This window comes from Streptomyces sp. NPDC059002 (assembly GCF_042740435.1).
Classification (GTDB): domain Bacteria; phylum Actinomycetota; class Actinomycetes; order Streptomycetales; family Streptomycetaceae; genus Streptomyces.
Genome location: NZ_JBHYJI010000011.1, coordinates 181465 through 204133, shown reverse-complemented (window position 1 = coordinate 204133; position 22669 = coordinate 181465). Strand labels below are relative to the sequence as shown.

Here is a 22669-nt window from a genome sequence, read left to right as displayed (position 1 = left end):
TCGAGTGTGTACGTGAGCCCGTACCCGCCTATGTGCATGAGCTTGTACGCCGACATCTCTCAACCCTGCCTCGCCGTCACGCCCATCGGGCGGGAAGATCTCACCAGCGAAGGACGGGCCTGGCAGAAGCCGCATCTACCGAAGTCCGGCAGTCGGGGCGTCCGCAGCGTGGGACACCTCGATCGACTCGTACGCCCAGTCGCGGTGGGCGAGGCCGTGACCGAAGCGGTAGGCGGGGTGGCGCCAGACTGATCACCGGCGCGGTATCCGATGGACACTACTTCCTTGGACGGGGCGGGGTCACAGCGTTACGGGCAGCCGCGACACGCCGCTCACACCGGTGCGGTGACAGCGATGTGCAGATGGATCCCGGCAAGCAGCCGGGGCCTACGCGGTGCTCCACATCTCCTCGCCCGCCCCCCTGACCTCGTTGGTCACCGGGAGACCTCACGGTGGGTGAGGATCGTGCTCGACCGGGGCCCGGACAGCGGTGAGGTGCGCTGTACCAGGATTTGTGGAGTCCCCGGGGCAGCTCACGGGTCCGCCCTCACCGGGGCGAGGACGGACCCTCGTGACACGGCCATTCCCGTCGGGGTGGGATGCGGTCGGCCACGGTTCAGCGGGTGTAGAGCAGGAACTCGTTGTCGTAGTCGTACTTCTCATGTCCGAGGATGTAGCCGATGGACCAGTACCAGCTTGCGACCTTCCCCCAGGTTCCGGCGGGACCTTCTCCGTGCGTGACGGTGTCGCACTTCTCGTAACCGTCCTTGGCCTGAGCGCCGTCGGAGAGAATGCCGACGGCCGTCGCGGTGTTGTTCTTGCCGCTGATGTAGAGCGGGCCGCCGCTGTCGCCGAAGGCGGTGCAGATGTTGGTCACCACGAGTTCACCGGTGTCCAAGACTTCGCCGCAGCGCTGGCCGGGCTTCCAGCCGTTGGGAGCATGGGTGCCCTTGCTGCCCGCTTCGGCCGTGCCCTGCTGGCAGACGGCCGTGCCCTCGGGCGGTTGGCTGTCCGTGCCAGTGATCTCAAGGGTGCTGTTGAGGCGGCAGTCATAGCCGTCGTCGGTCTTGTCCTTGCAGTCGCCGTAGGCGGTGAGCAAGCCGGGGGTTCGCTGGGCGGAGTCGCCGAACCAGAAGGATTCGTTCTGGACCGGGATCATCGCGTAGTCGGGCGTGGTCCAGGTGTTGCTGTCCCAGAGGTTGTGGGGGTCGTTGGAGTTGTGGTCGGCCTGGCTGGAGTGCCCGTAGCTGCCGTCCGAGGTCCCCTCCTCCCCGACCTCCAGACCGTTGTGCCAGGCCCTTTCTTTCTTGGCGTTGTGGGTACCGTCGTCGCCGTAGCTGTAGTAGCAGTGTCCGGCGGTCAGGAGGTACTTCCGGTCGCTGCCCTTCTTGTGGACCGTGAAGCCAAGTGTGCAGCCGCCGAACGGGTAATGGCCCTCGCCTCGGTCCCGCTCGCCGTCCAGTCGCACGCCGGAGCGCAGGGGTGAGGCGCAGTTGAGCGGGTTGCATCGGTCCTGACTGGGCGCCGGTGCCGCATCAGGAGCCTTGACCTTGGTGGCTGACGCCTCGGCGACGGGCTTCTCGGGCTTGGCGACCTTGTCGAACCGTACTGTCCCGAACGCCAGGCGTCCGGCGGCGGCACGGGCTTTGTCGGGCTGGGTGGAGCGCACATGGACCACGCCTTTGGCCATGTCCAGCTTCATGCCCGCATAGGTCCCCTGCTGGGTGGTGCGCAGCTTCCGGTTGAGCTGGAGAGCGTCTTCCTGCATCTCCAGGCGCTTGACAGCCTGCTGGTCGCTCAAACCGTACGCGGCGGTGAGGTATGCGGTCGGGCCGCGCCAGGAATCAGGCACCACAGAATCTGCGGCAGCTTGTTGGGTGGCGGGCGTCCCCGTGACGTAGGACTCGACCGGGACCATGGCCAGGGCCGCTGTCGCGGCGCCGATACGGATCAGTGTTCTGGTTCTGTTACGCATGCTTGCTTCTCCAACCTCCCCAGTGGCGTCCGGGATTCAGCAGTAGACGGGCGTGAACCATTTGTTGGACCAGATCTGCCGGTCCCAGCCGTAGCCGGGGTAGGTGTCGATGCGGCCCTCGGACAGGCTGGGCAGCCCATCACGGCGGCACAGCACGAACGTGCCTCCTTTGTAGTCGGCCGTGCGCCCCAGAATGACCGCGTCCTTCTCCGGATCCGGATTGCCGTTGTTGTAGAGGGACCGCACCTTGCCGATGATGAACCGGTACTCGTCGGGGAAGGACTGCCAATCGGACTCGCTGCCGTAGACCGCGAGGCCCCTGCCCTCGTAGTTCCGTTCGGTCCACGCGCACAGGTAGCCCGAGGGGCAGTCCTTGCCCGGGTCGTCGGTGGCGCCAATGATCTTGAACCGGTCGGCGGCCGACGCCCGCTCGCCGTTGGCGGTGGTGTTGGCTTGGGCCGCCACGCCGCCGAGCGCCAGAGCGCCTGCGGCCAGTAGGGCTGCAGCCAACCGTCTCCGATGTGTCATGCGCATATCTCCTCGCTCTTTCCGGACATGACAATCGGCACTCTGGCGCACACGCGGCGATCGGCAGGAGCCGTTTCGGCCCTGCCCGAAACACTCCGGCAGCAGCCCTGTGAGGCAGTCAGGGGCGGGCACCCGTTGAGCCACTGTCACGACGGAGTTGCCCGGAGGTTTCGGCTCTGCCCGAAACGCCTACCGCCGCCAAGTAGCCGCTCCCTAGCCTCCCGTGGAGTTAACCGCAAGCAAACGGGAGGATCACTGTGCGGATACCGCACCTCACACGCGCCGCCGCCGTTCTCTTCGCCACCGGGGCCCTCGCTGTCACCGCGCCGTCCGCTTCCGCCGATGCCGGCTCACCGACCATGACCGAGGCCCAGTCCCGGGCCGAAGCCCAGAGCGGACGCATGGACTGCCTCGTCGGCAACATCAACAACGGCGACCACTGGACCGCCGAGGCCGAGATGTCCGTCCACCCCGGAATGGCGACCTGGTACGAGCACGGCGACAAGCTCAAGATCGTGGATTCCCTGTCGGACGGCAACCGCACCATCGGGAGCATCCGCTGGTGCTCCGGCGGCGAGTGGTCCAGGTGGCACAACTACGACTCCGGCCCGGACGAGGGCGACATCGACGTCCGGTGGAAGAACTTCAACTTGAAGGAGGGCCGCAAGGTCCAGATCGTCGCCTGCCGGGACAACGGCGCGGACGGCGACCGCTGCGGGGCCACAGTCAACGCCAATGCCTGATACCTGTCGCCCAATCGCGATCATGAGTCATGGACCATGGCCGGGTGATACGTCGTCATGAACGGTCCGATGCGGAGTGAGCCGTGTGCATCGTGAAGTTGCGGTGATGGCTCTGGTGCGCGTGAGCTTCGGGGCCCTCGGCCTGGTCGTGGGTGCATGACTTCGGTGAAGATCGTCGGCCACCGGGAGACCTCGCGGTTCGTCAGGACGAGCAGAGCCCTGACCGGGGCAGTCGCCCACTTCGGGTCGGTGCGGACCCTGCCGAGCACGCGCCAGTTCTTCAGGCGGGCGAAGCCGAGCTCGACCGGCACTGCGGCCACCGTGGTGTCGGCCAGCCCGTCGACGGTCCGGGCCAGGCGGTCGGTGTCCTCCTGGCGGCCCTGGAGCAGCTCGGCCTGCGCGCCGAGGAGGAGACCGGGGTGCGCCAGGACGCGGAGGCCGCCTGGGAGGAGGCGACCCGGCAGGAGCCGGACGTCGGGCACCTGCGCCGCCTGATGGCGCGCATCCAAGCGGTCCTGGCGCCGATAGCGGCGGGTGCCGCCGCGGGCACTGCCACCGGGGTGGCCAACGGGACGGCTCAGCTCGCCCAGACCGTCCTCACCGATCTTCAGCAGGCTCTGCCCTGAAGGGAACGTGGGACTATTCCGCCAGCCAGCGCCGCTGCAGTTCTTCGGTCGGCAGCCATACCGGCAGGAGAGCGGGGAGCCCCGCCGTCGCGCGCTCTGCCCAGAGTTGGATGAATGCCGCAACACGCTTTTCCTGCGGCGTGCGTTCCTTCTCCCCCTCGTTCGTCTTCGGAGGGGAGGCGGACCACAGGGGAAGGAGATAGGTGGATGCGAACTCCTTGTGCCCGTCACGAGCGAGTGCCTGGTGGAAGATCGTGGTCAGCACGGCGTCGTCGAGCCGTCTCGTCGCGGGCGAGGGGACCTCGCCGTGCAGGTGGTCGGCGTGGTTGGCGCCCTCCGCGACGGGAATGTTCGCCTTCCGCCCCACCTCGGCGAACAGTCTCTGATCGACGACCCATCCGAGATACTCCGGGGCGAGGATCAGGTTCTCCACGTCGGAGTACAGGTAGCGGTGCAGCCCTGAGAGTGCCGCGGCCTGGAAGACGACCAGCGCGCTGAGGGCCTCAATGTTCCGGTGGCTGTGCAGTTCAGGGTCTCCGGGCACCGGCTCCAGTGAGAAGTACTGGTCCCGTTCCACGTCTCGGAAGATCCCGGTCCCGTACTTCTTCCTGCGGCGTGCGAGATTGCGGACCTTGTCGCCCGGGTCCGACGTGAACGTCCAGTCCACGTCGAACTCCACGCCCTCTCGGTGTGTGACGTGCTTCGGGTGCCGCCCCCCATGGGCGTTGCTGCACGCGTTCACGTGGACAGTGAATCCGGCCTGGCAGACGAGTCGGCAGAAGTTCTCGAAGACCTGCCAGCTCTCCGGGAGGGCATGAAAGCTACGAGCATGGAGACGCTCGCCGTCAGCGTCGATCACCGTTCCGTAGTACGGCAGCGGCTTGTCTTCAGGTCCGGCGTTCGAGGGCTTGCCCAGCTGGGCTTGGCGGTTGTCCGGCGGACCGTGGACCCAGAACTCGGTGGCTCTCATCCGCTGGACGAGCTCGGCAGCGGGAACCCTGATCCGGGGCGGCAGGTTGGACTTGTCCTGCTGGAACCTGGCCACCGAGTCCAACTTGCTGCCAGCCATCGACCGCAGCACATCCAGCGTCGTCACGAGCAGGTACTCCTCATCGGAGGAGAGGGCACGCCCGCCCGCAGAGCCGCCGAGCAGCATCTCGGCATGGGCGTCGCGCGCCGATGCCCGTGCTCTGGCGAGCACCTTGACGTGACGGTCAGCGATCACGGTATACGCGGCCGTCCCATGGAAGTGGTGGTACGCGATCCGGACGGGGACGGAGCAGAGCACCACGACGCCGGCCACGAAGTTGGCCAGGCGGGCGCCCAGCGGAGGAGCGAGAGCTGAGCCCAACGCTTCGTCGAGTTCCATGAAAGTGCCGGTGAATGCCCTGAGCGCGTAGTCGACATACACCGGGTCACCGGGCGCCTGCGATGTCAGTGCCGTCCCGCCCGGGTAGCGGCGCAGGAAACGGTCACCAGTGCGCGCCGCCACGTGGAAGCCGTCGGGACTGAGCAGCGGGGCGAAGAAGCCATCCAAGTAAGTGACGGCGTCCTCCGTCTCCTTGTAGGCATCCAAGCCTGGATCTGGTCGCTCCCAGATGCCCTTCAAACTCAATTGGAGGGCCTTGGCCTCGCGCGTGAAACCGCCCCCTCTGGATGCGGGCGCCGCCGTCTCGAAGAGACGCCGGAGCTGTACAGCGATCGCCTCCGAGTCCGTCAACTCCTCGGCCAGGTCCTGTTTCTCCTGGGAATGCCGGTCAGTCGCTCGCCGTGCGCCCACCGGCAGTTCCCCCTGTGCCGCTCTTGGACGAGGGCAATACGCAGCGTCCCGCTACCGGTTCGATGAGCAGGCCGTCGGCGGTGACCAGGATTTCCTCGGTCCGCGGGTCCGGCCTCGTTGCACCTGAGATGGCCTTCGCCAGGTCCTCCATCCCCTTGGCGAACACCCCGGCGCTCGGTGTGCTGCCCTTGGCGAGGTCGGAGATCGCGCTTGCCTGGATCGGAATGAGCACGCACAAACCGTCGCGCTGGACGTCCTCGACGCGGTACATGTTCCGGAACGGCCGGAAGCTCTCGACGTCGGGCGGGGCCGGCGGCACGGCAACGCCGTTGTAGACGACGTGCAGCAGTGCATTGACGAGTCGTACGACGAACGTCCGCCCTAGACGGTCCCACAGGAATCGCAGGTACTGCTCGGTGTAGTAGTGCCGGTGACAGCGCAGGTGCTCCTCCTGCGCGGCGATCAGGGCCATGATCTTGGGGTCATCAGGCTGGGGAACCGTGTACGCCAAGAGTGCCTCCGCCATGCAGAGGAAGCCGGGGATGCGACGGAACAGTTCCGACATGGCATGGTCGTCGAGCAGGGCCTTGCGTCCCGCGTCGTCCAGCCTGGTGTCCCACACATGGCCGACCGTCTTGGCCAACGACTTGAAGAGTTCGTACCTCCGCTTCCTGTACTCCTCCTTCTGGAAGCTCGCGGCCTCGCGGAGGGTGTAGACGGAGTGCAGGACGAGGAAGAGCTGCAAGGCGTCCGCACCGACCGCAGCGGCCGCGCGGGCAGCGGGGATCTCGTCAGGTCTGCCGCTTACCGCAGTTGTTTTCCCGTCCTTGAACGCGCCGATGTCCCGCAGTCCCGTCGGTGTCTGCAGGACGTCCGCGATGATGTCTTCTTCGTAGTTCTCGTGGTGGTACGGCTGCCATCCCGAGCGGTTGCCGAAGAGGTACTCGTCGATGCTGTCCAGGGACTGCTCAAGACGCGCTTGCTGCGCCCAACGCTGTTGCCGCACGGTCCCGAGCTGCCGCACTGACTCGACGATCGAAGGCAGCGAGTCCCGCAAACCGTCATCGATCAGGTACTCGGACAGGAACTGCGCGTTGGCGGCGATGAAGGACTGTGCCGCACCCGAGGTGCCGAAGTCCAGCGGAGCCAACTCTGCGATGACAAGCGGCTGAGTCTGGTCCTGAGCCGTCGTCACTCGGAACCGCTTGCATATCTCGTAGAGATTCAGGGCGAGTGACCGGTCCTGGTAAGGATTGCGCAGAACGCGCGTGTGACGGCTCTCGACCGTCCCCTCGGTGACTCCTCGCACCTGGATCTTGGCCTGGGTGGCGATCTTCCGGCTGGACTTGACCGTTGCTTCGTGAACTTCGTTCACGGTCGAGGAGAGCGTGTTGCTGATCGTGCCCGAAGAAGTCGCGTTCGCAGAGACACCTACCCCACCCAGGGAGAAGCTGCCGTTTCCGGACACCGACCAGTTCGAACTGCGAGCCGCGGTATGCGCGACGGTGAGGGCCTCCTTGTCACTTGACGTCCCCTCGGACGCCGCCTCGACAGTCGAAGCCTGCTCCCGGCTCTCATCGATCAACGACCGGTCGGTGCGGTGGAGTTCAACAGTGAGCACTTCACCCGGGGCGAGCGAGAGCGTGCTCGTGAGATCCCCGACGAGCACTTCCCGCAGCGCCCACCGCTGGGTGAAACCGGCCTGCACGGAGACGCTGAGGCGCGCCGTGGTGCTCCAGCAGCCCAAAGCGACAGGGAATCCCGCCTCAGTCGGATCTCCTGCCGATGTGATCTGCCGCTGGAAGCCCAGGTGCTGGTCAGGCCAGGCACGTTGGTCCGGGGAGGAGCATGGCGCCAGCGGTCCGGTGGAGCCGTGGGGCGTCCGCGAGCCTGAGGAGGCAGAGCCCTCTCTTGGCGCGTCGGCCTGGGAGGTCGCACGCAAACTCGACGGAGAACGTGACTCTGCCATGGTTCAGAACACTCCTGTCCGACTCAGGGAGGCGGCACCAAAGCGCGCTCCCATTGCAGCACCGGAACGCATCGGTCAGAAGAGGCGAGCCAACACCTGCGCCCGCCCCCACGGCATGGTCGACGCCCTCAACCGGCTCGCCGCCGCCCTGGGCATCCCCACTCTGCCCGACCTCGGCTCCGAGGACATCGGCGACGGGTTCCGTCACGGTCAAGAAGCCCCGAAGACGGCGAACTCACCGATACAGAGTGGACCTTCAACGCGGTGATCCGCGGGGTGCACGGCATGACGGAGCATGCGAACGCCCTCTGAGAGTCACCTTCAAGGCACCGCGCTTCGGCACCACGAAGCGGGCGCGTTCACGTGCTCCGCTTCGACCCCCGTACGGTCCGGTCACCCGACCCGTCGGACTGGCCCTGGGGCGCAGCCTCACGTGCACTGTCGGGGCTGACGCCGACCACACGCACGCAACCGTCCGCCGGGCGATTCCCCGGAGACTCACACACCCGACTCAACAAAGCAGCCCCGACATCCCTTATGTCATCAGGATCGACAAGCTGACTGCTGGCCGCGTGCCAGAAGCGGCAGGATGAGGGAGGTTGCGTTGGCTGACGTCGTGGCTGTTGCCGGGCCCATCACCGTCGTGGTGCTCACGATGCTCATCCGGCTCTGGAGGGGGCACGGACGGATCGGGCCGTGGGAGGTGCTGCGGGAACTGGCCCGCGGCCGTTCAGCCGCAGCAGCGGAGCGGGAATGCCGGGCCACTGCTGTCGAGGTTCTCGACCGTTTGCCCGCAGGCGGCAGGCTGGACATGGTGGACGGCCGGGGGCACCGGCGCACCTACCACGTGTCCACCTGGAGCGAGGAAAACCGGTGATCTCGGCGCACGCGGACTGTTCGGCACAGTGAGGACGGCATGCCCCAAGGACCACCCGGATTCGAGAGGTTCTTCAAGACCTACCACCCCACGGTCTGCCGCTACTTGCTCTGGCGCGAGGCGGAACACAGTGTGCTCGAGGACGCCGCTCAACTCACCATGCTCTCCGCCTACCGCTACTGGGAGCGCGTGGGCGCCATGAGCGACCCCCGGGGCTGGCTGTTCAAAGTCGCCAGCCAGCGCCTTGACGACGCCCGCCAGGCACGCAACCGCCAGGGCCTGCTTCTCGACGCCGCGACGTTACGGGACCGGGTCGCCGCACAGGACGAAATCGCCGCCTGCGATCTGCGTCTCGACATCATCCACGCCGTCCGCAAACTCCCCGCACGCCAGCAGGAAGCCCTCGCCATGCGACTCCAGTTCTGCATGGAGTACGAAGACATCGCGCAAGCGATGGAAACAACCCCGGCGACGGTACGCTCCCACGTCCACGCAGGCAGAAAGACCCTCAGGGCGATACTCGGGGACGGCGGCACAGAAGGAGACCGCTCATGAACATCGACAGGCGGCTCAGGGCAGCGGTCGAAGCGGTCGACGAGCTGTGGCAAGGCGAGGAGGAGACAGCCCAGCGGTACCGGCTCTTCCTCACATCCCTGCCGTCCCGCCCGCTGCCGGACGCCGTCACCGCGTCCATCGACAGGGTGCTCCAAGGACTGCGCGACGAGATCGGGGCCTCGATGTATTTCGCGGTCTACGAAGAGGGCGAGGTCCAGGTGGTCGCCGAATCATCCGGGCCGACCGCTCCACCCGTCACCGAGTGGGTGGATTTCCGTCAGTCCGCTCACGCCCACTCATTTGGCAAGTGCCTGCTCGCACAACTCGACGAGGACGCCCTTCGCGACCACTTGGCGCGCCACAAGATGGCACGGCTGACGTCCCGCACCATCACCAGCGAACGCCTCCTCCTCCACAAGCTCCTCACCCCTTCCTCGCAGCCGCCGTTCTACCTGGACCTGCAGGAGTACAGCGTGGGTTGGGCCTCCGCCGCGGTCTCCGTCAGTGCCGCCGACCGCATCGGATCCGTAGCCGCCTACCTGCCCCTGGAGAAGGCCCACCGCCTGAGGGCCGTGGCCGATACTCTCCTCCGCCTGGCCGGCCCGGCACTCGACCGTGCTCTGACGGGAGGGGCCGACCAACCGCCGGAGAGCCTTCCACGGGAGAACCACGTGGCCCGCCCATCAACTGGTCGAAGGACTTCCTCCACCTCACCCTCATGACCAGGCGCCTCACGCGCAAAGGCCCGCCCTGGCCCAACTGGTCGAAGAAGGCCACTGAACTCCCTGTCAGACAGGGTGGATGCGTCAGCCCCAGTTGTGATCTCCGGTGAAACCGTCGACAGACTCCCGCAAGATGTCCGCATGCCCCGCATGCCGGGCGACTTCCTCAAGCATGTGGATCAGCACCCAGCGAAGGGACACCGTTGCGCCGTCGAAGAACGCGAAGGCGGTGCCGGTGGCGTCAATGTCGAGGCCCTCGATCGCCTCGTCAGCGGCGGTCCGGGCACGGGCATAGAAGTCCAGGATGTCTTCGGCCGACTCGTCAGCAGCCACATACCAGTCGGATGCCTCGTCGCCTTCGACTTCACCTTCGACCTCGAAGGGAAGGGGTTCACACCCCCGGCCGAACGTCAGGCAGAACCAGCCGAGTTCGGCACCAGCGAGATGCTTGACCAGCCCCAAGAGGGTCATACCCGACGGGGCCACGGGGCGACGCAGTTGGTCCTCATCCAGCCCCTCGAGCTTCCATAGGACCGCGTCGCGGTGTCGATCCAGAGCGGCGTGCAGACTTTCCTTCTCACCACCGTCCAGGCCACCGCGACGGGCCCGCCCTCTGCCCAGCGGCCATGTACGTGAGTTGCGGATTTAGGCAAGATTCTCGTGAGGACGATCACCTGGCCGTATCTGAGGCCTCGCCCGACAGGAATTCGCGAGCCCCTCGCACCTTGATGCGGAGAGTGCGCTGGGTTCCACTGCTGTCCAGACGCACGTCCAGCGGTCCAGGGATGCCTGTGTCCACCCGTCGTCCGGCAGACAGAGTGGCCGGGTCCAGTCCATCGCGGTGAGCGATCAGGAGGCCGAGTTCGTAGCGGCTGACCGCGTCTGGCCCCGCGATGTGACGGATCCCGGCGTGATCGGAGGACGCGAGTTCCAGAATCGCCGCGGCGAGGTCCGACACATGCACAGGGCAACGGACATCATCGGTGAACAGGGCCCCCTCACGGCGCCCGTCGGACAATTCATGCACCAACGTCTCGTGCCAGGAATCCCCATCGCCGATGATCAGCGATGTTCGGGCGATGACGGCCGCAGGGGCCAAAAGGCGAATCGCGGTCTCTGCAGCGGCCTTTGCGGCGCCGTAAGCGGTGATCGGATCTGGCGTGGCGGCTTCGTCGTAGTGGACCTGAGCTCCGGAGAAGACCGCGTCGCTGGACACATGAACCAGCCGTGCCCCCCGGTCGGCTGCGGCCATCGCTACCCGGATGGCGCCCTCCGCTGTGGTCGCCCAATCTGCCTTCCGGGAAGCCGTGTTGATCACAACACGTGGATCCACTTCGTCGAGCACCGAGACGATCTCCTCGTGGTTGCGAAGGTCAAGTCGCAGCCATTTGGCCCCGGCGAGGCGACCGGGATTTCTCGTGAAGGTCGCGGCAACGGCACACCCGGAAGCCGTCGCCTGTCGTACCAGTTCCCCACCGAGGAAACCGCCGGCGCCGATGATGAGCAAGGTCATGGCCCGACACACTATGGCGGGAAGGGCCGTCTAGTGCCGTGGCCGGAAAGGTCCACTGGCTGCCTCCTGATCGTTCCAAAGAGTTGCCAGGTAGGCTCTCTTTCGATCCTTGGTCGAGAGGAGTTGCTGAGTGGCCCGGTTAGTTGGACCCGTTCTGCGTACCCAGAGGCTTGTGATGGAGCCGATCCGACGCGGGGACAGCGACGATCTCTTTGCGGCTGTGGTCAGTCAGGACGGCGTCATGCGATGGCTGGCGACCGGCCGGGCGGACAGTCGATCCGCGGCCGAGGTCATGTGCGACGACCACGTCGCCCACTGGACCAGACACGGCTACGGTGACTTCGCGGTCAGGGATGCCGCAACGCACGCGTTTCTCGGCCGGGTGGGACTGCGCAATCGGGCCCAGCACGGAGTCGACCTCGGTTTCGCCCTGCATCCGCGGGCGCAGGGCCGTGGGATCGCCGGCGAGGCGGGCCGCGCATGCCTGGACCTGGCACTTCGCCGTCTCTCACTTCCCGTTGTTTTCGCGTTCGTCCTGCCCGACAACACGGCCTCGATCGCGGTACTGCGCCGCCTGGGCGCCCAGGCGGACGGGACTGTCCAGTCCAGTGGCCTGCATTGTCTGCGCTACCGGTTTGACCCCACCGCCGTGGCCGCTGCGGAGCATGTGGTGAACGACGGTGGTACGGAGCTCCAGCTGGTCCATGCGCCGGGCCCCGGTTCTCGTGATGACAGAGCCGCACTCCGCGATGGCCTGCCCGATCCCTTCGGGGTGAATGGGCTCGGTCTGGTGTGGGCTGACAAGCAGCACACCCTCACCGCTGTCTTCGAAGGCCGGCCGGTGGCATCCGCGGGATGGCTGCTGCGGGACATGGTCTTTGATGGATTGCCGCGCCGTGTCGCGGGGTTGGGTGGTGTGCTGGTGCACCCCGCTCATCGAGGCCGGGGCATCGCCCGGACGGTGATCAGCGTGGCGGTCGAACACGCACGAGCGGCCGGCGCCGAGACGATGATTCTGCTCTGCCGCCCGGACCTGGTTCCGTTCTACACGCAGCTGGGATGGAGCCGGCTCTCGGTGCCCGTCACCGTCCAACAGCCCGACGGCGCGCGGATCTCGCCACTGATCACCATGATCTACGACCTGGCCAGCCTGCCTCATCCCACCATCAGTGCGGACCTGCGGGGCCTGCCCTTCTGATGCTCTGCGCAGAATTCACCGTGTGCTCAGGCTGCTTCGGCAAAGGGACGTCCTCCCCATGGAGTGGTGGGAGTTGGCGAGGATGAACTGCCGCAGCGGGCCGAAGTGGGCCTCGATGGGGTTGGCCCAGGAGGCGTAGGTCAGGGCGGGCGGCACGGATCGACTTCAGCGCGGCAAGGCTGTTGGCGGTGCCCTTGCGGCGCCGGTTGACGCCCCACAGGGTGTCGTCGCCGACGGAGTAGCAGCAGCCGTGGAAGTAGGTGACGCCGTGGGTGCGGTGACAGGTCGCCCGGCCGACGAGGCGCTGACCGCAATGCCGGATAACGCACACGAGGAGGCACCCGCCTCCAACGGGCCGAGTGCCCGGCCCTGAGGGCGGATCGTTGCGGCGGGCAGCGTCGGTGACGAGTCCTGCGGACGTTGACCGGCCGACGCACCGGCGCCCTGCGGCCCCGGAACGGCTACTTGCGGCGCAGCGTGTGGAGTTCGCAGACGTCCGGGTCCGTGGTGAAGCGATACATACGGGGCTTCTCCCGGCTGCCCGCGACCGCGAACCCGAACCCGAACGCGTCCCGCCGGGACCCGAAGTCCGAGTCCCGGAACCGCTTGCTCTTGAACGACAGCTCGATGTCGTCGTCCATCGTCCCCACGGCATCTGCTTCCGGCGTCAGTTTCCAGGTGCCGGTGCCACCGCCCGCACGCTCCGGATCCTGGGGATAGTCGAACTCGGGCCAGTCGGTGGCGCTGAACGTCCCGTCATCCTTGAGCATCACCGTCCCGAAGGGGTCGGCACGGTAGGTGCCGACCATGTCCTGCCGGATGAGTCCCGCAGGGCGCTCCCCCTCGTCCCCGCACGCGAAGTGGCGGGCGCAACAAACCGCATCATAAGCCGAACGGATCAAGCGCCTCAGAGGCGCGTTCACACACGTCACCGGGAGGTGCACGCTCGAGGCCGGGAGATCTGCCGGGACTTCGCCGCACTGTCGCCGATCGGCAGCAGCAGGTGCCTCAGGTGTCAGGGTTACGGTCCCGTCATCCTGCTCGCAGTTCTTGAGTGCCTGCCGGCCCGAAGCGAACTTCTGCCCCGTTCACTTGACGACCCGCCAGCGCTCGCGCCCCTCCTCCAGAAGCGGCCGGCAAGAGGCACCGTCCCGCCCCCCTCACGCTTGCCGCCGTGAGCAGCGCTGCTCCCGCCCGTGCCGACGACGACTTGGGGTCCTGGGCTCGAAGGCCCCTTTCGAGGGTCTCTTTCGAAGGTCTCTTTCGAAGGTCTCTTTCGAAGGTCTCTTTCGAAGGTCTCTTCGGAGTAGGTGCGGTCATCCGATCGAAGGCGAACGAACGTTTCGCCAGTTTCAAGAGGCCCAGAGGCAGTGAGGATCTCAGCGCCCCGGACCGGTCCGGCACGGGGAATCCCCCGCGCCCTTGAAGGTGGCCGTCCATGGTTCTCGTCATCGTCGTTGCCGTGATTGCTCTGCTCGCGGGGCTCGCCGCGAACCGCTGGCTGCGGCCGCGGCTGATCACTGCCGAGGATGACGAGGGCATGGCGGTCAAGGACCTCGTCGGCCCACTGCTCACCCTGACCGTGCTGCTGCTCGCCTTCGTTCTTGTCACCGCCAACGGCTCGTACGGCAAGGCCGAGGTCGCCTCCCGCGGTGAAGCCCGCGCCCTGGACCAGCTCGTCGAGACCGCCGAGTACGCGCCCAAGGCCCAGCGCGCGCAGGTCCAGGCCGACGCCGCCTGCTACGCCCGGGCCGTGCGCGAGCAGGAGTGGCCCGCGATGGCCCGCGGGCAAGCCTCGACGGCGCCGAGCGTGTGGTCGACCGACTTCCGGCACGCCTTCCGCGACCTGGAGGGCAAGCCGGCCTTCGGCATGCTGGTCACCGCCGACAACAAGCGCTCCGACGAACGCGAGGAACGTCTGACCCAGGCCACCGCCAGCGTCCCCAGTGCCATCTTCTGGTTCCTGCTGGCCACCCTGACCATCACGGTCATGGGACTCGGCATCTGCCTCCCCCGCAGGAACAACCGGGGCCAGCTGATCACCCTCGCCGTGATCACCGCTCTGCTGACGACGACCCTGTGCATCATCCGGGACGTCGACCGCCCCTTCAGCGGCGTCATCGTCGTCGAACCGACCGCGATCACCGAGGCCGAACGGCAGGCCACCCGCGACTTCCACACCAACGCCCCCGGCGCCGACCTGCCCTGCGACGACCAGGGCAACCGTCGTGAGACGTGAACCGGCCGAACAGCACTGACCTCGGGCCGGGCCGTGGCCCCGCCCCGTGGTGGGACGGACAGGGGGTCACGGCCCGTGGACGTTCAGGAGGTCTGGGCCTTGTCGTACACCGCCTTGGCCTCATTGCCGAAGTACGGGCCGAACATCCTGTTGGGCAGGAAGGTGTAGCCGAAGCTGTTCACCGACGCCTGCAGCCCGGTCCCGGCGGACTCGTTGAACGAGGTGAACCAGGGGCCGCCGCTGGAGCCGCCCGTCATATTGCAGCCCAGGCCGTGGTCCTTGGTCATGCCCAGGGGGTCCCTGCCCGCGGTACCGCTGCAGTAGATCAGCTTCTTCCCGTCGTACGGCGACGCGGCGGGATACCCGAAGGCGTACATCGCCCTGCCATAGGCGCCGTTGAACTCCAGCCCCTGCGCACCGACCGTCTCCGCGAGCTTCTTGCCGTTCAGCGGGGCGACGACGGCCGCGCCGACGTCGTAGTTGATGTCCTCGCTGGCCGCCCACTGATCGGTGGCGAGGGTCTTGGTCGCCGACCACTGGCCGTAGGGGGCCTGGCCGTCGTTGTAGGCGGGGACGAAGACCCAGTTCGTGTGCCAGGCGCCCCGGTACTTCACACAGTGCCCGGCAGTCAGGACAGTTGAGCCGTTCTGACTGGTGACCGAGGAGCCGGAACAGGACGCCGTACGCCCCTCGAAGGTGAAGAACACGCGGCCCGTCGTCTTCACCACGGCGCCGTTGCCGGTCCAGGGGCCACCCGGCTGCGGGATGACGGTCGGGGAGACGACGCTCCGCTCCGCCCCAGGAGATGGCGTCTTCACGGCCTTCGCCCCGGAGCGGGAGAGGTCCAGGTCGAGCGGCGTGGCGTGGCGCATCCGGTCAGCCGTCCAGAATCCCTCGGCCGCCTCATGATGCTGGAACGACGTGGTGGGGGTGGGCGCCGGAGCGGCGCCCGCGGTGGTGGCCGCGAGGGATCCGGTCAACAGGCTTCCGACGGCCAACAGAACTGCTGTGGCGGTGCGTTGGAGTCTCACGCGTGTCTCCTTCTGCCGCAGTGGGGATGAGCCGGGTTGGCTGTGCGGTGCGGATCGACGTGCGAGGGGAAGCGTGCACGCATTGTCAGGGGCCGGTCAATACGTTAATCCGTCGCCCCGACCCACATAGCCGGACTCCCCATGCCGCCCCTCATCCGGGCGGAGGCGTTGCGTCGGTGGCAGCGCAACACCACCCAACCCGACGGAATCAATGGGCCCGTGCCCGTTCCGATCAGGCTCTCCGCGAAGACGCCGGGTCAGCGCGGCATGAAAGATACCGATCGAAAATCTCCTGACTGTCAGGAGTGAAGATCCACTGCTGCAGAGTCCGCCGCAGCTCGGACTCGGTCAGCCACCCGTGCCAGGCCACCTCTCCGGGATCGAGGACGCCGATCCCCGAAAGCACGGCATCGCACACCCCAACCCAGTGAGGGCTGAGCCCACTCCGGTTCAGGAACTTGAACCGGAGGCACACTGCCGCCCGCGCCCCCACGGTCCCAGACACCACTGACACCCGGCCGAAATGCCCAGAGGGTCAGGCCATTGGCGCCGTGGGGCGAACTTCACTGCACCGCAGTCAAGGACGCGCGGCGCGCCTGCCGCCACTCCCCCTCGGCGACGGCCCGGCATACGAGCGCGTAACTACCAGACACTCGCCGGAGCCGTGCCGCCCGCCCGCCCGCACACCGCGGGGCCCACCGGTGATTCACGCGAGGGTGCCCACCAAGTCCTTCGTCGTCGGCCTCGATGACACGGCGCCGGTGCCGTGACGGCGCTATCGCCGAATGACCGAGCGAATCCAGGCGAGTTGCTGGGAGACCTCTCCGGCCTCGGCGCTCTTCTCCCGGTCGGAGCCGTTGAAGACGCCGATGAGGGTTTCGGTGCCACGCGGGCCGACGGTCATCACCGGGCCGCCGGAGTCGCCCCCGGCGGGAATCCCGGACACCTTCTTCATGCAGAAGTCGGGGCCGCCCGGTGCGGTGTGACCCGCGCACAGGGGGTCGTTGGGCCGTACGACCTTCAGGTCCGACTGCTTGAGGACGGGAGACTGGCAGGCGCTCTCGTCCGTGGTACAGGTGGCGCCCCACCCGTACTGCCGCACGGCCTGGCCGCGGTGGACGCCGACCGTGGCCAGGCGCGCCGTGCGGACATTCATCGGCGCGACCTTGACGAGCATCATGTCGGCGTGCGCGCTGCCCACGCGCTTGCGGGGTATGGGGCGGACCGTGGTGCCTCTCCGCATGTCGAGATTGCCCACCCGGAAGGAGATCCGCTTGTCGGCGACCGGCAGTGCCTGCTCGTAGAAACAGTGCGAGGCGGTGAGGATCCACTGGCGGGCGACCGCTGTCCCGGTGCACGCCGGTTTGCCGTCAACGAGCATGCGCACCGCCCACGGACCGTAGGTGCTCTTCGACCCGCCGATGACGGCGAAGGCCGGAGCGGACGACATCACCGAGCCCACAAGCAGCGCCAGGGCGGTCAGCAGCAGGACACGAAAGCGACGCACCATGCAGAACAACTCCTTTCAGGGGGGTACAGCTGTACAGGTAGTGAGAGGCCCCGCTGAGCAAAAGCGTTCCGCACGAGCTCTACTGCCTCAGGACAGCAAAATGGCAGGCCCCGGCCCCGGTTGCAGCCTCAGCCGAGAACGTGATCGGCGAGGTGGAGTCCGGCCAGGCAGATGGTTGCGGTCTTGTCGTAGTGAGTGGCCAGTCCTCGGCGCTGCTTGAGCTGTTGATGCATCGCTCGACCGTGTTGCGCAGCTTGTAGGTGGCGCGGTCAAGGTCGGCAGCCGACCGCCGGATCGGCCACGGCGTTTGCGCGTGGCGATCCGGTCGGCCGGTTGCGTGATGACCGCGCCTACGCTCCGTCGGCCAGGACTGCCTCCGGCGTGTCCTCGTAGCAGCCGTCAACGAGTGGCTGTGACCAGCGGTCATACGAAGCCGGCCGGGATGGCGCGTGGGCGTCAGGAACTCGTCGCGGCTCGGTCGGACTCGCTGCGAAGAACGCAGAATTCGTTGCCTTCGGGGTCAGCTAGGACTGCCCAGCCGGAGCCATCGGGATTCCGGTGATCGGTGACAAGGGTGGCACCGAGACCGAGCAGCCGTTCCACCTCCTGCTCACGCGATGTCTCAGGGCGCAAACACAGATGGATCCGGTTCTTGGTCTTCTTGGGCTCGGGCACCTGGTTGAAGTACAGCACTGGGCCCTCCGCCAGCAGCACCTCAGTCTCCCGGTCACCCGGTTTGTCCTCCGGATGCAGCGGACGGCCAGTCACTCCGCTCCAGAACCGAGCCAGCTCGTAGGCATCCGCACAGTCGATCGCCACGTTCTGCAATATCGCAACCATGTGCGCGAGCCTTCCCTACTTCCACTCCAGACGCCACGGAGTTGTGCGCAGCTTTCGCGTACGCAGCTCAGGCACATGGCAGCACCTTCGATACACGCCTAGTTGGGGGGTGTCGCGTCGGCGAGCTGGTTGCTGCGGTCGATCTCCGGCATGTGTGTCTCGGCCCAGACCCGCAGGGCGGAGAGCGGCCCTTCGAGGGACAGGCCGAGCTCGGTGAGCCGGTAGTGGACGGCGGGCGGCACGGTGGGTTCCACTCGGCGCGCGACCAGCCCGTCGCGGACCAGGCTCTGCAGGGTGACGGACAGCATCTTCTGGGAGATGCCGGGGATACGGCGGCGCAGTTCCGCGAAACGGAGCTCGTCCGGAGCCTCCTCGGCCAGCACCTTGACCACCATCGACATCCATTTGGTGCCGATGCGGTCGAGCAACTGGCGGGTCGGGCAGTACGGATCCAGCAGATCACCCCGCTCACCGGGCCGCCGACCGGGTTCGCCGGGCCTCGATGTGGTCACTCAGGGCTCACCACCTGAAGGGAAAGTGCCGTCTTGGACGACCCAGGTTAGTTCCATAGCGTGACCTGGTCACCATTCCTCACCACACACCTGGAGCCTCCCCATGCCTGAACTGCGGCGCGTCCCCGTCAACGGAGTCGAACTCAACGTCGCTCTCGCCGGATCGGGCCCGGCCGTACTGCTGCTGCACGGCTTCCCGCACACCTGGGAGATGTGGACCGACGTCATGGCCGACCTGTCCGACCGCTACCGCGTCATCGCACCGGACCTGCGCGGATTCGGCGCGAGCAGCCGGGCCGCCTCCGGGTACGACGCGGGCACCCTGGCCCAGGACGCCGCGGCGCTCCTCACCACGCTCGGCGTGTCCTCGGCCGCGGTGGTGGGCATCGACGCGGGTACCGCGCCGGCCTTCCTCCTCGCCCTGCACCGCCCCGCTCTCGTCCGGCGCCTGGTCGTCATGGAATCCCTCCTGGGCACGCTGCCCGGCGCCGAGGACTTCCTCGCCGACGGACCGCCATGGTGGTTCGGCTTCCATTCCGCCGCACCCGGCCTTGCCGAGACCGTGCTGGAGGGCCACGAGGCCGCCTACGTCGACTGGTTCCTGCACACCGGCACGCTCGGCGACGGGGTGCGCCCCGCCCTCCGGGACGCCTTCGTCCGCGCATACACCGGCCGCCAGGCGCTGAGCCGCGCATTCTCCTACTACCGGGCACTCCCCCAAAGCGCAATACAGATCGAGCAGGCGGTCGCCACCGCCCGCCTCACGGTGCCGACGATGGCGTTGGGCGCCCAGCCCGTCGGTGCGGCGCTGGAACGCCAACTCCGCCCGGTCACCGACGATCTCACCGGACACGTCATCGAAGACTGCGGCCACATCATCCCGCTGCACCGCCCGCACGCCCTGCTCGAACTGCTGCATCCATTCCTGACCGGTGAGAACGCGAAAGCGGCCTGACCAGGGCCGGGGGCGGGCTTTCGATACTCGCCCCAGTGGCCCGTTCTGCGCACCCTGATCAGCCGCCCGCTCTGCCGCGCGTGCGAGAGCAAGCGCGACATCAACTGGGAACTCCGCGGCTCCAGCCTGCGGCGCATGACCCGCCGCGCCCGTCGACCGCCCACCGCGAGCAACTCCTGCTATCTGTCTGTAGGAGGCTGTACAAGATGAGAGGTGCACATGGCGACTCCCACGCCGGCTGAGCGTGTCCTGGCTCGCTCATTCACCACCGATGATGACGCGATCAGGTTCAACGTCACCGACCTGACGGTAGACCACCAACCGAACCGCAGTGTCACGTTGACCTACGGGCTCGTCGTCGAACGGAAGGGGCACGCTGACGAGTGCTGGGTGTTCACTCTGCCGTGGGGCGACAAATCCTTTGTGGACGTATTCACCGCGTCTGCCCCTGATGCTGAGCGTCTTCGCCAACTGGTTCAGCTGGTGCGCGGCCTGATGGAGGAGTGGTGGGACACCAAGGGGTACAACCGCCGGTCGGCGAAGATGGGACGCCGATGCTCCTGAGCTGCCGCCAGAAGAGCCAGGCCCGCCCAGGCCAAGGCGACTGGATTCCGGGCCCCGGCCCGCGGCCCGCGGCTGACGGCTCGGGCCTGCCCCTGGACGGCGCCGCGAAGCAGGCCCGATACACGCTGTCAGTACACGGTGTCAGTTCCGCGGCAACGGCGTGACGATCGGGAACATCGGGTCGGGCAGGGTCAGCGTGCTGAAGACGCTGTCCGCCGCCTGCTGGGCGTTCTCGCCCTCCAGCGTGATCTTCCGGTCCTGCACCGCCTGGTCGAAGTTCTTCTTGAAGCCGGGGGTCTCGGCGAGCTTGTCGAGGGTCTGGCGGGCCAGCTTGATGGTGGCGTGCGGCGCCTCGAGGAGGCGGTCACCGCCGTCCACGAAGACCAGCACGCCGTTGCGGAGCGTCGTGGTGCACTTCTGGCCGGTCTCTGCGCCGGTGGTCTCGTCGGTGAAGACCCAGTTGAGCGCGATCGGGACGCGGTACTGCTCGGCAGCCGTCGGCCCGTCCACGCTCCGCGCGAGTGCGGAGAAGTACTGCTCCAGGGTCGTGCTGCGGATCAGGTCGGCGGAGGTCTGGCTGGTGATCAACGGCTGGGGGCCCGCGACGACTTCCTGGGCACCGGTGAGGTAGAAGTTGCGCCAGGTGCCGTTCTCGCTGGCGTAGCCGAGCTGGGTGAAGACCTTGGCCTGAAGGTCCTTGGCCCGCTGGAGCCGCTCTGCCGAGATCTGGCTGTCCGCCTCGGCCGCACCAAAGATGACCTTGTTCAGGAGCTCGGCCGCCCAGCGGAACCCCTTCGGGCTGTCGGTGCGATAGGCCTCCTCCGCCTGGGCCAGCACCGCGTCCACGCCGCCCATGGCCCGCACGTAGGCCGCGCCCGACTGCTCCGGCGGCAGCTCGTCCAGGTGGGCGGGGTTGCCGTCGTACCAGCCCATGTAACGCTGGTAGACCGCCTTGGTGTTGTGGCTCATCGAGCCGTAGTAGCCCTGGTTGTAGGCATGGTCGCGCAAGCCGGGCGGGAGGGTTTCGAGCTGCTGGGAAATCTCGGGGCCCGTGTAACCGTCGTTGATCAGCCGCAGCGACTGATCGTTGAGGTAGGCGTACATGTCGCGCTGCTTGTCGAGGAATTCCAGGATGCGCCGGTTGGGCGGCTCCGCGCCCTCCGGCTCGCTCCACAACGGCCAGTGGTGCGAGGCGAACAGGACGTCGATGTCCTTGCCGAACGTCTGGATCGCCTCGGTGAGGTACTTCGCCCAGGCGTGCGCATCACGCACCTGCGCGCCGCGCAGGCTGAGGATGTTGTGCATGGTGTGCACGGCGTTCTCGGCGATGCACAGCGTCCTGGCGTCCGGGAAGTAGATGTTCATCTCCGCCGGCGCCTCGGTGCCCGGTGTCAGCTGGAAGATCAGCGGGAAGCCGAATTCGTCGAGCGCGTACAGCCCCTCCCGCCACGGGATGACGTACGAACTCTGCCAACTGCCGCTCGGGACCGGCTTGTGCTCCGGGCCGCCGATGTACGTGGTCGGCGGGGCCAGGGTCACCTCGCCCGTGGAAATTGTCAGGCCCAGGCCCGAACCCACCTGCCCCGACGGGCCCCGGTCGAGCTGCGCCGCGTACATGTACTGCGCGCGCCGGGCCATCGCCGGACCCGCGTAGATGTTCTCGCTGACCGCGTGCTCCAGGAAGCCCTCCGGCGCGATGACGGGGATGTCCGGCTCCAAGGGATCGCCCACCTCGTGGAAGAGGCCGCGGGAGCCGCCGAAGTGGTCGACGTGGCAGTGGGTGTAGATCAGGCCCTTGATGGGCCGTTGGTTCCTGCTGAGTCCCGTCTTGTCGCGGAACAGCTGGAGGGCGGCCTGCGCGGTCTCGTAGGAGGCGAGCGGGTCGATGATGATCAGGCCCGCGTCGTACTCGACGATCGTCATGTTGGACAGGTCGTAGCCGCGCACTTGGTAGATGCGGTAGGCGGAACAGGAAGTGACCTGGAACAGCCCGGCGATGGCGGTCAGTTCGCCCTGCCGGAGCAGGCTGCCGTTGACCGAGGGCATGTCCGTGCGCTGATTCGGATCGAGGAAGGCGTACGCGGCGAAGTCCCAGACCATCTCCTTCGGATCCTTGCGGGACATGATGGCGGAGACGTCGGGCGGGGCGATCAGGCCTCGATTCGCGTCGGCGAAGTCCTGGCCGTTCTTCTCGTCTGCGGCACGGACCGCCTCGGTGACCTGCTGGTTTGCCGCGGAGACCGCGGCCGAGGGCTCGATGGGCATGGCGAAATCGCCTCCATAGAGGTGCGGGAACCGTTCGAGAACGATCGTGACGCTATGCATGCATTTCATTACTCACAAGAGAGTGATCAGGCCAAGGGGTCCGCCTGGCTGGCAGGCCGCCACGACTACCAGCACGTCGCCGACGGCATCGGACGTCCGCCCCCATTGCCGCCTTCGGGGCATCTCGATGGATGCGGTGCGGGTGATGGAGCCGCTGGCCGAGCAAGGGGTCACGGTGTCGTTCAAGACCGATGCCGAGCGGATGCG

21 protein-coding genes and 1 pseudogene are annotated in these 22669 nt (G+C 67.2%); 9 read left to right on the top strand and 13 right to left on the bottom strand.

The features are described from left to right. Positions 1-616: 616 nt before the first annotated feature. Positions 617-1975: a hypothetical protein gene (locus ACFWZ2_RS13595; RefSeq protein ID WP_384545241.1), complete on the bottom strand. Its 1359-nt coding sequence runs from the start codon at positions 1973-1975 to the stop codon at positions 617-619. Between the two features lie 36 nt (positions 1976-2011). Next, positions 2012-2503 carry a peptidase inhibitor family I36 protein gene (locus ACFWZ2_RS13590; protein ID WP_384545240.1) on the bottom strand — a complete coding sequence of 164 codons (492 nt, stop codon included), beginning with the start codon at positions 2501-2503 and terminating at the stop codon, positions 2012-2014. 257 nt (positions 2504-2760) lie between these two features. On the opposite strand from ACFWZ2_RS13590, the gene ACFWZ2_RS13585 reads away from it, so the two are divergent. Both ACFWZ2_RS13585 and ACFWZ2_RS13580 read left to right on the top strand, forming a co-directional pair. Further along, complete coding sequence (locus ACFWZ2_RS13585) at positions 2761-3246, top strand: hypothetical protein (protein WP_384545239.1); 486 nt, start codon at positions 2761-2763, stop codon at positions 3244-3246. A 152-nt stretch (positions 3247-3398) separates the two neighbouring features. Then, a complete protein-coding gene (locus ACFWZ2_RS13580; RefSeq protein WP_384545238.1) occupies positions 3399-3872 on the top strand; it encodes a hypothetical protein in 474 nt (157 codons plus the stop codon). Positions 3873-3885: 13 nt separating this feature from the next. On the opposite strand, the gene ACFWZ2_RS13575 is transcribed toward ACFWZ2_RS13580, so the two are convergent. Beyond that, on the bottom strand, positions 3886-5652 hold the full coding sequence (locus ACFWZ2_RS13575; protein WP_384545237.1) for a hypothetical protein: 1767 nt from the start codon (positions 5650-5652) through the stop codon (positions 3886-3888). Then, the gene (locus ACFWZ2_RS13570; RefSeq protein ID WP_384545236.1) at positions 5630-7360 is read right to left on the bottom strand and encodes a hypothetical protein; all 1731 of its coding nucleotides are present in this window, start codon (positions 7358-7360) and stop codon (positions 5630-5632) included. The genes ACFWZ2_RS13575 and ACFWZ2_RS13570 overlap by 23 nt, the downstream gene beginning before the upstream one ends. Positions 7361-8225: 865 nt before the next feature. Here ACFWZ2_RS13570 and ACFWZ2_RS13565 point away from each other — a divergent pair. The 3 genes from ACFWZ2_RS13565 to ACFWZ2_RS13555 are packed head-to-tail and all read left to right on the top strand — an operon-like array spanning position 8226 to position 9775. Continuing rightward, positions 8226-8498: a hypothetical protein gene (locus ACFWZ2_RS13565; protein ID WP_384545235.1), complete on the top strand. Its 273-nt coding sequence runs from the start codon at positions 8226-8228 to the stop codon at positions 8496-8498. 39 nt (positions 8499-8537) lie between these two features. Further along, on the top strand, positions 8538-9053 hold the full coding sequence (locus tag ACFWZ2_RS13560; RefSeq protein ID WP_384545234.1) for an RNA polymerase sigma factor: 516 nt from the start codon (positions 8538-8540) through the stop codon (positions 9051-9053). Continuing rightward, positions 9050-9775 carry an IclR family transcriptional regulator C-terminal domain-containing protein gene (locus tag ACFWZ2_RS13555; RefSeq protein WP_384545233.1) on the top strand — a complete coding sequence of 242 codons (726 nt, stop codon included), beginning with the start codon at positions 9050-9052 and terminating at the stop codon, positions 9773-9775. Before ACFWZ2_RS13560 ends, ACFWZ2_RS13555 begins: the two co-directional genes overlap by 4 nt. A gap of 84 nt (positions 9776-9859) precedes the next feature. On the opposite strand, the gene ACFWZ2_RS13550 is transcribed toward ACFWZ2_RS13555, so the two are convergent. Further along, positions 9860-10396 (bottom strand): DinB family protein, encoded by a 537-nt coding sequence (locus ACFWZ2_RS13550; RefSeq protein ID WP_384545250.1) that lies wholly within the window; start codon positions 10394-10396, stop codon positions 9860-9862. Positions 10397-10445: 49 nt separating this feature from the next. After that, positions 10446-11288, bottom strand: coding sequence for an SDR family oxidoreductase (locus tag ACFWZ2_RS13545; protein ID WP_384545232.1), 843 nt, complete (start codon positions 11286-11288; stop codon positions 10446-10448). A 175-nt stretch (positions 11289-11463) separates the two neighbouring features. Between ACFWZ2_RS13545 and ACFWZ2_RS13540 the strand changes: the two genes are divergently transcribed. Beyond that, positions 11464-12486 (top strand): GNAT family N-acetyltransferase, encoded by a 1023-nt coding sequence (locus ACFWZ2_RS13540; RefSeq protein WP_384545249.1) that lies wholly within the window; start codon positions 11464-11466, stop codon positions 12484-12486. Between the two features lie 15 nt (positions 12487-12501). Here the strand turns inward: ACFWZ2_RS13540 and ACFWZ2_RS13535 are convergent. Next, positions 12502-12775, bottom strand: a pseudogene (locus ACFWZ2_RS13535) (hypothetical protein); the annotation flags it as partial. A 172-nt stretch (positions 12776-12947) separates the two neighbouring features. Continuing rightward, entirely contained in the window at positions 12948-13295 is a 348-nt protein-coding gene (locus ACFWZ2_RS13530) for a hypothetical protein (RefSeq protein WP_384545231.1), read from the bottom strand. 629 nt (positions 13296-13924) lie between these two features. Between ACFWZ2_RS13530 and ACFWZ2_RS13525 the strand changes: the two genes are divergently transcribed. Beyond that, positions 13925-14725, top strand: a complete 801-nt coding sequence (locus tag ACFWZ2_RS13525; RefSeq protein ID WP_384545230.1) for a hypothetical protein — start codon at positions 13925-13927, stop codon at positions 14723-14725. An 83-nt stretch (positions 14726-14808) separates the two neighbouring features. Here the strand turns inward: ACFWZ2_RS13525 and ACFWZ2_RS13520 are convergent, their stop codons facing one another. The 4 genes from ACFWZ2_RS13520 to ACFWZ2_RS13505 all read right to left on the bottom strand — a co-directional run bounded on the left by ACFWZ2_RS13520 (position 14809) and on the right by ACFWZ2_RS13505 (position 18618). Further along, positions 14809-15756 (bottom strand): trypsin-like serine peptidase, encoded by a 948-nt coding sequence (locus ACFWZ2_RS13520; protein WP_384545229.1) that lies wholly within the window; start codon positions 15754-15756, stop codon positions 14809-14811. Between the two features lie 775 nt (positions 15757-16531). After that, positions 16532-17266: a S1 family peptidase gene (locus ACFWZ2_RS13515; RefSeq protein WP_384545228.1), complete on the bottom strand. Its 735-nt coding sequence runs from the start codon at positions 17264-17266 to the stop codon at positions 16532-16534. Positions 17267-17722: 456 nt separating this feature from the next. After that, a complete protein-coding gene (locus ACFWZ2_RS13510; RefSeq protein WP_384545227.1) occupies positions 17723-18106 on the bottom strand; it encodes a VOC family protein in 384 nt (127 codons plus the stop codon). A gap of 98 nt (positions 18107-18204) precedes the next feature. Continuing rightward, the gene (locus ACFWZ2_RS13505) at positions 18205-18618 is read right to left on the bottom strand and encodes a winged helix-turn-helix transcriptional regulator (RefSeq protein ID WP_384545226.1); all 414 of its coding nucleotides are present in this window, start codon (positions 18616-18618) and stop codon (positions 18205-18207) included. Positions 18619-18721: 103 nt separating this feature from the next. On the opposite strand from ACFWZ2_RS13505, the gene ACFWZ2_RS13500 reads away from it, so the two are divergent. Both ACFWZ2_RS13500 and ACFWZ2_RS13495 read left to right on the top strand, forming a co-directional pair. After that, positions 18722-19573 carry an alpha/beta fold hydrolase gene (locus tag ACFWZ2_RS13500; RefSeq protein ID WP_384545225.1) on the top strand — a complete coding sequence of 284 codons (852 nt, stop codon included), beginning with the start codon at positions 18722-18724 and terminating at the stop codon, positions 19571-19573. A 219-nt stretch (positions 19574-19792) separates the two neighbouring features. Continuing rightward, positions 19793-20137, top strand: a complete 345-nt coding sequence (locus ACFWZ2_RS13495; protein WP_384545224.1) for a hypothetical protein — start codon at positions 19793-19795, stop codon at positions 20135-20137. 141 nt (positions 20138-20278) lie between these two features. Here the strand turns inward: ACFWZ2_RS13495 and ACFWZ2_RS13490 are convergent, their stop codons facing one another. Further along, positions 20279-22402 (bottom strand): alkyl/aryl-sulfatase, encoded by a 2124-nt coding sequence (locus tag ACFWZ2_RS13490; RefSeq protein WP_384545223.1) that lies wholly within the window; start codon positions 22400-22402, stop codon positions 20279-20281. Between the last annotated feature and the right edge of the window lie 267 nt (positions 22403-22669).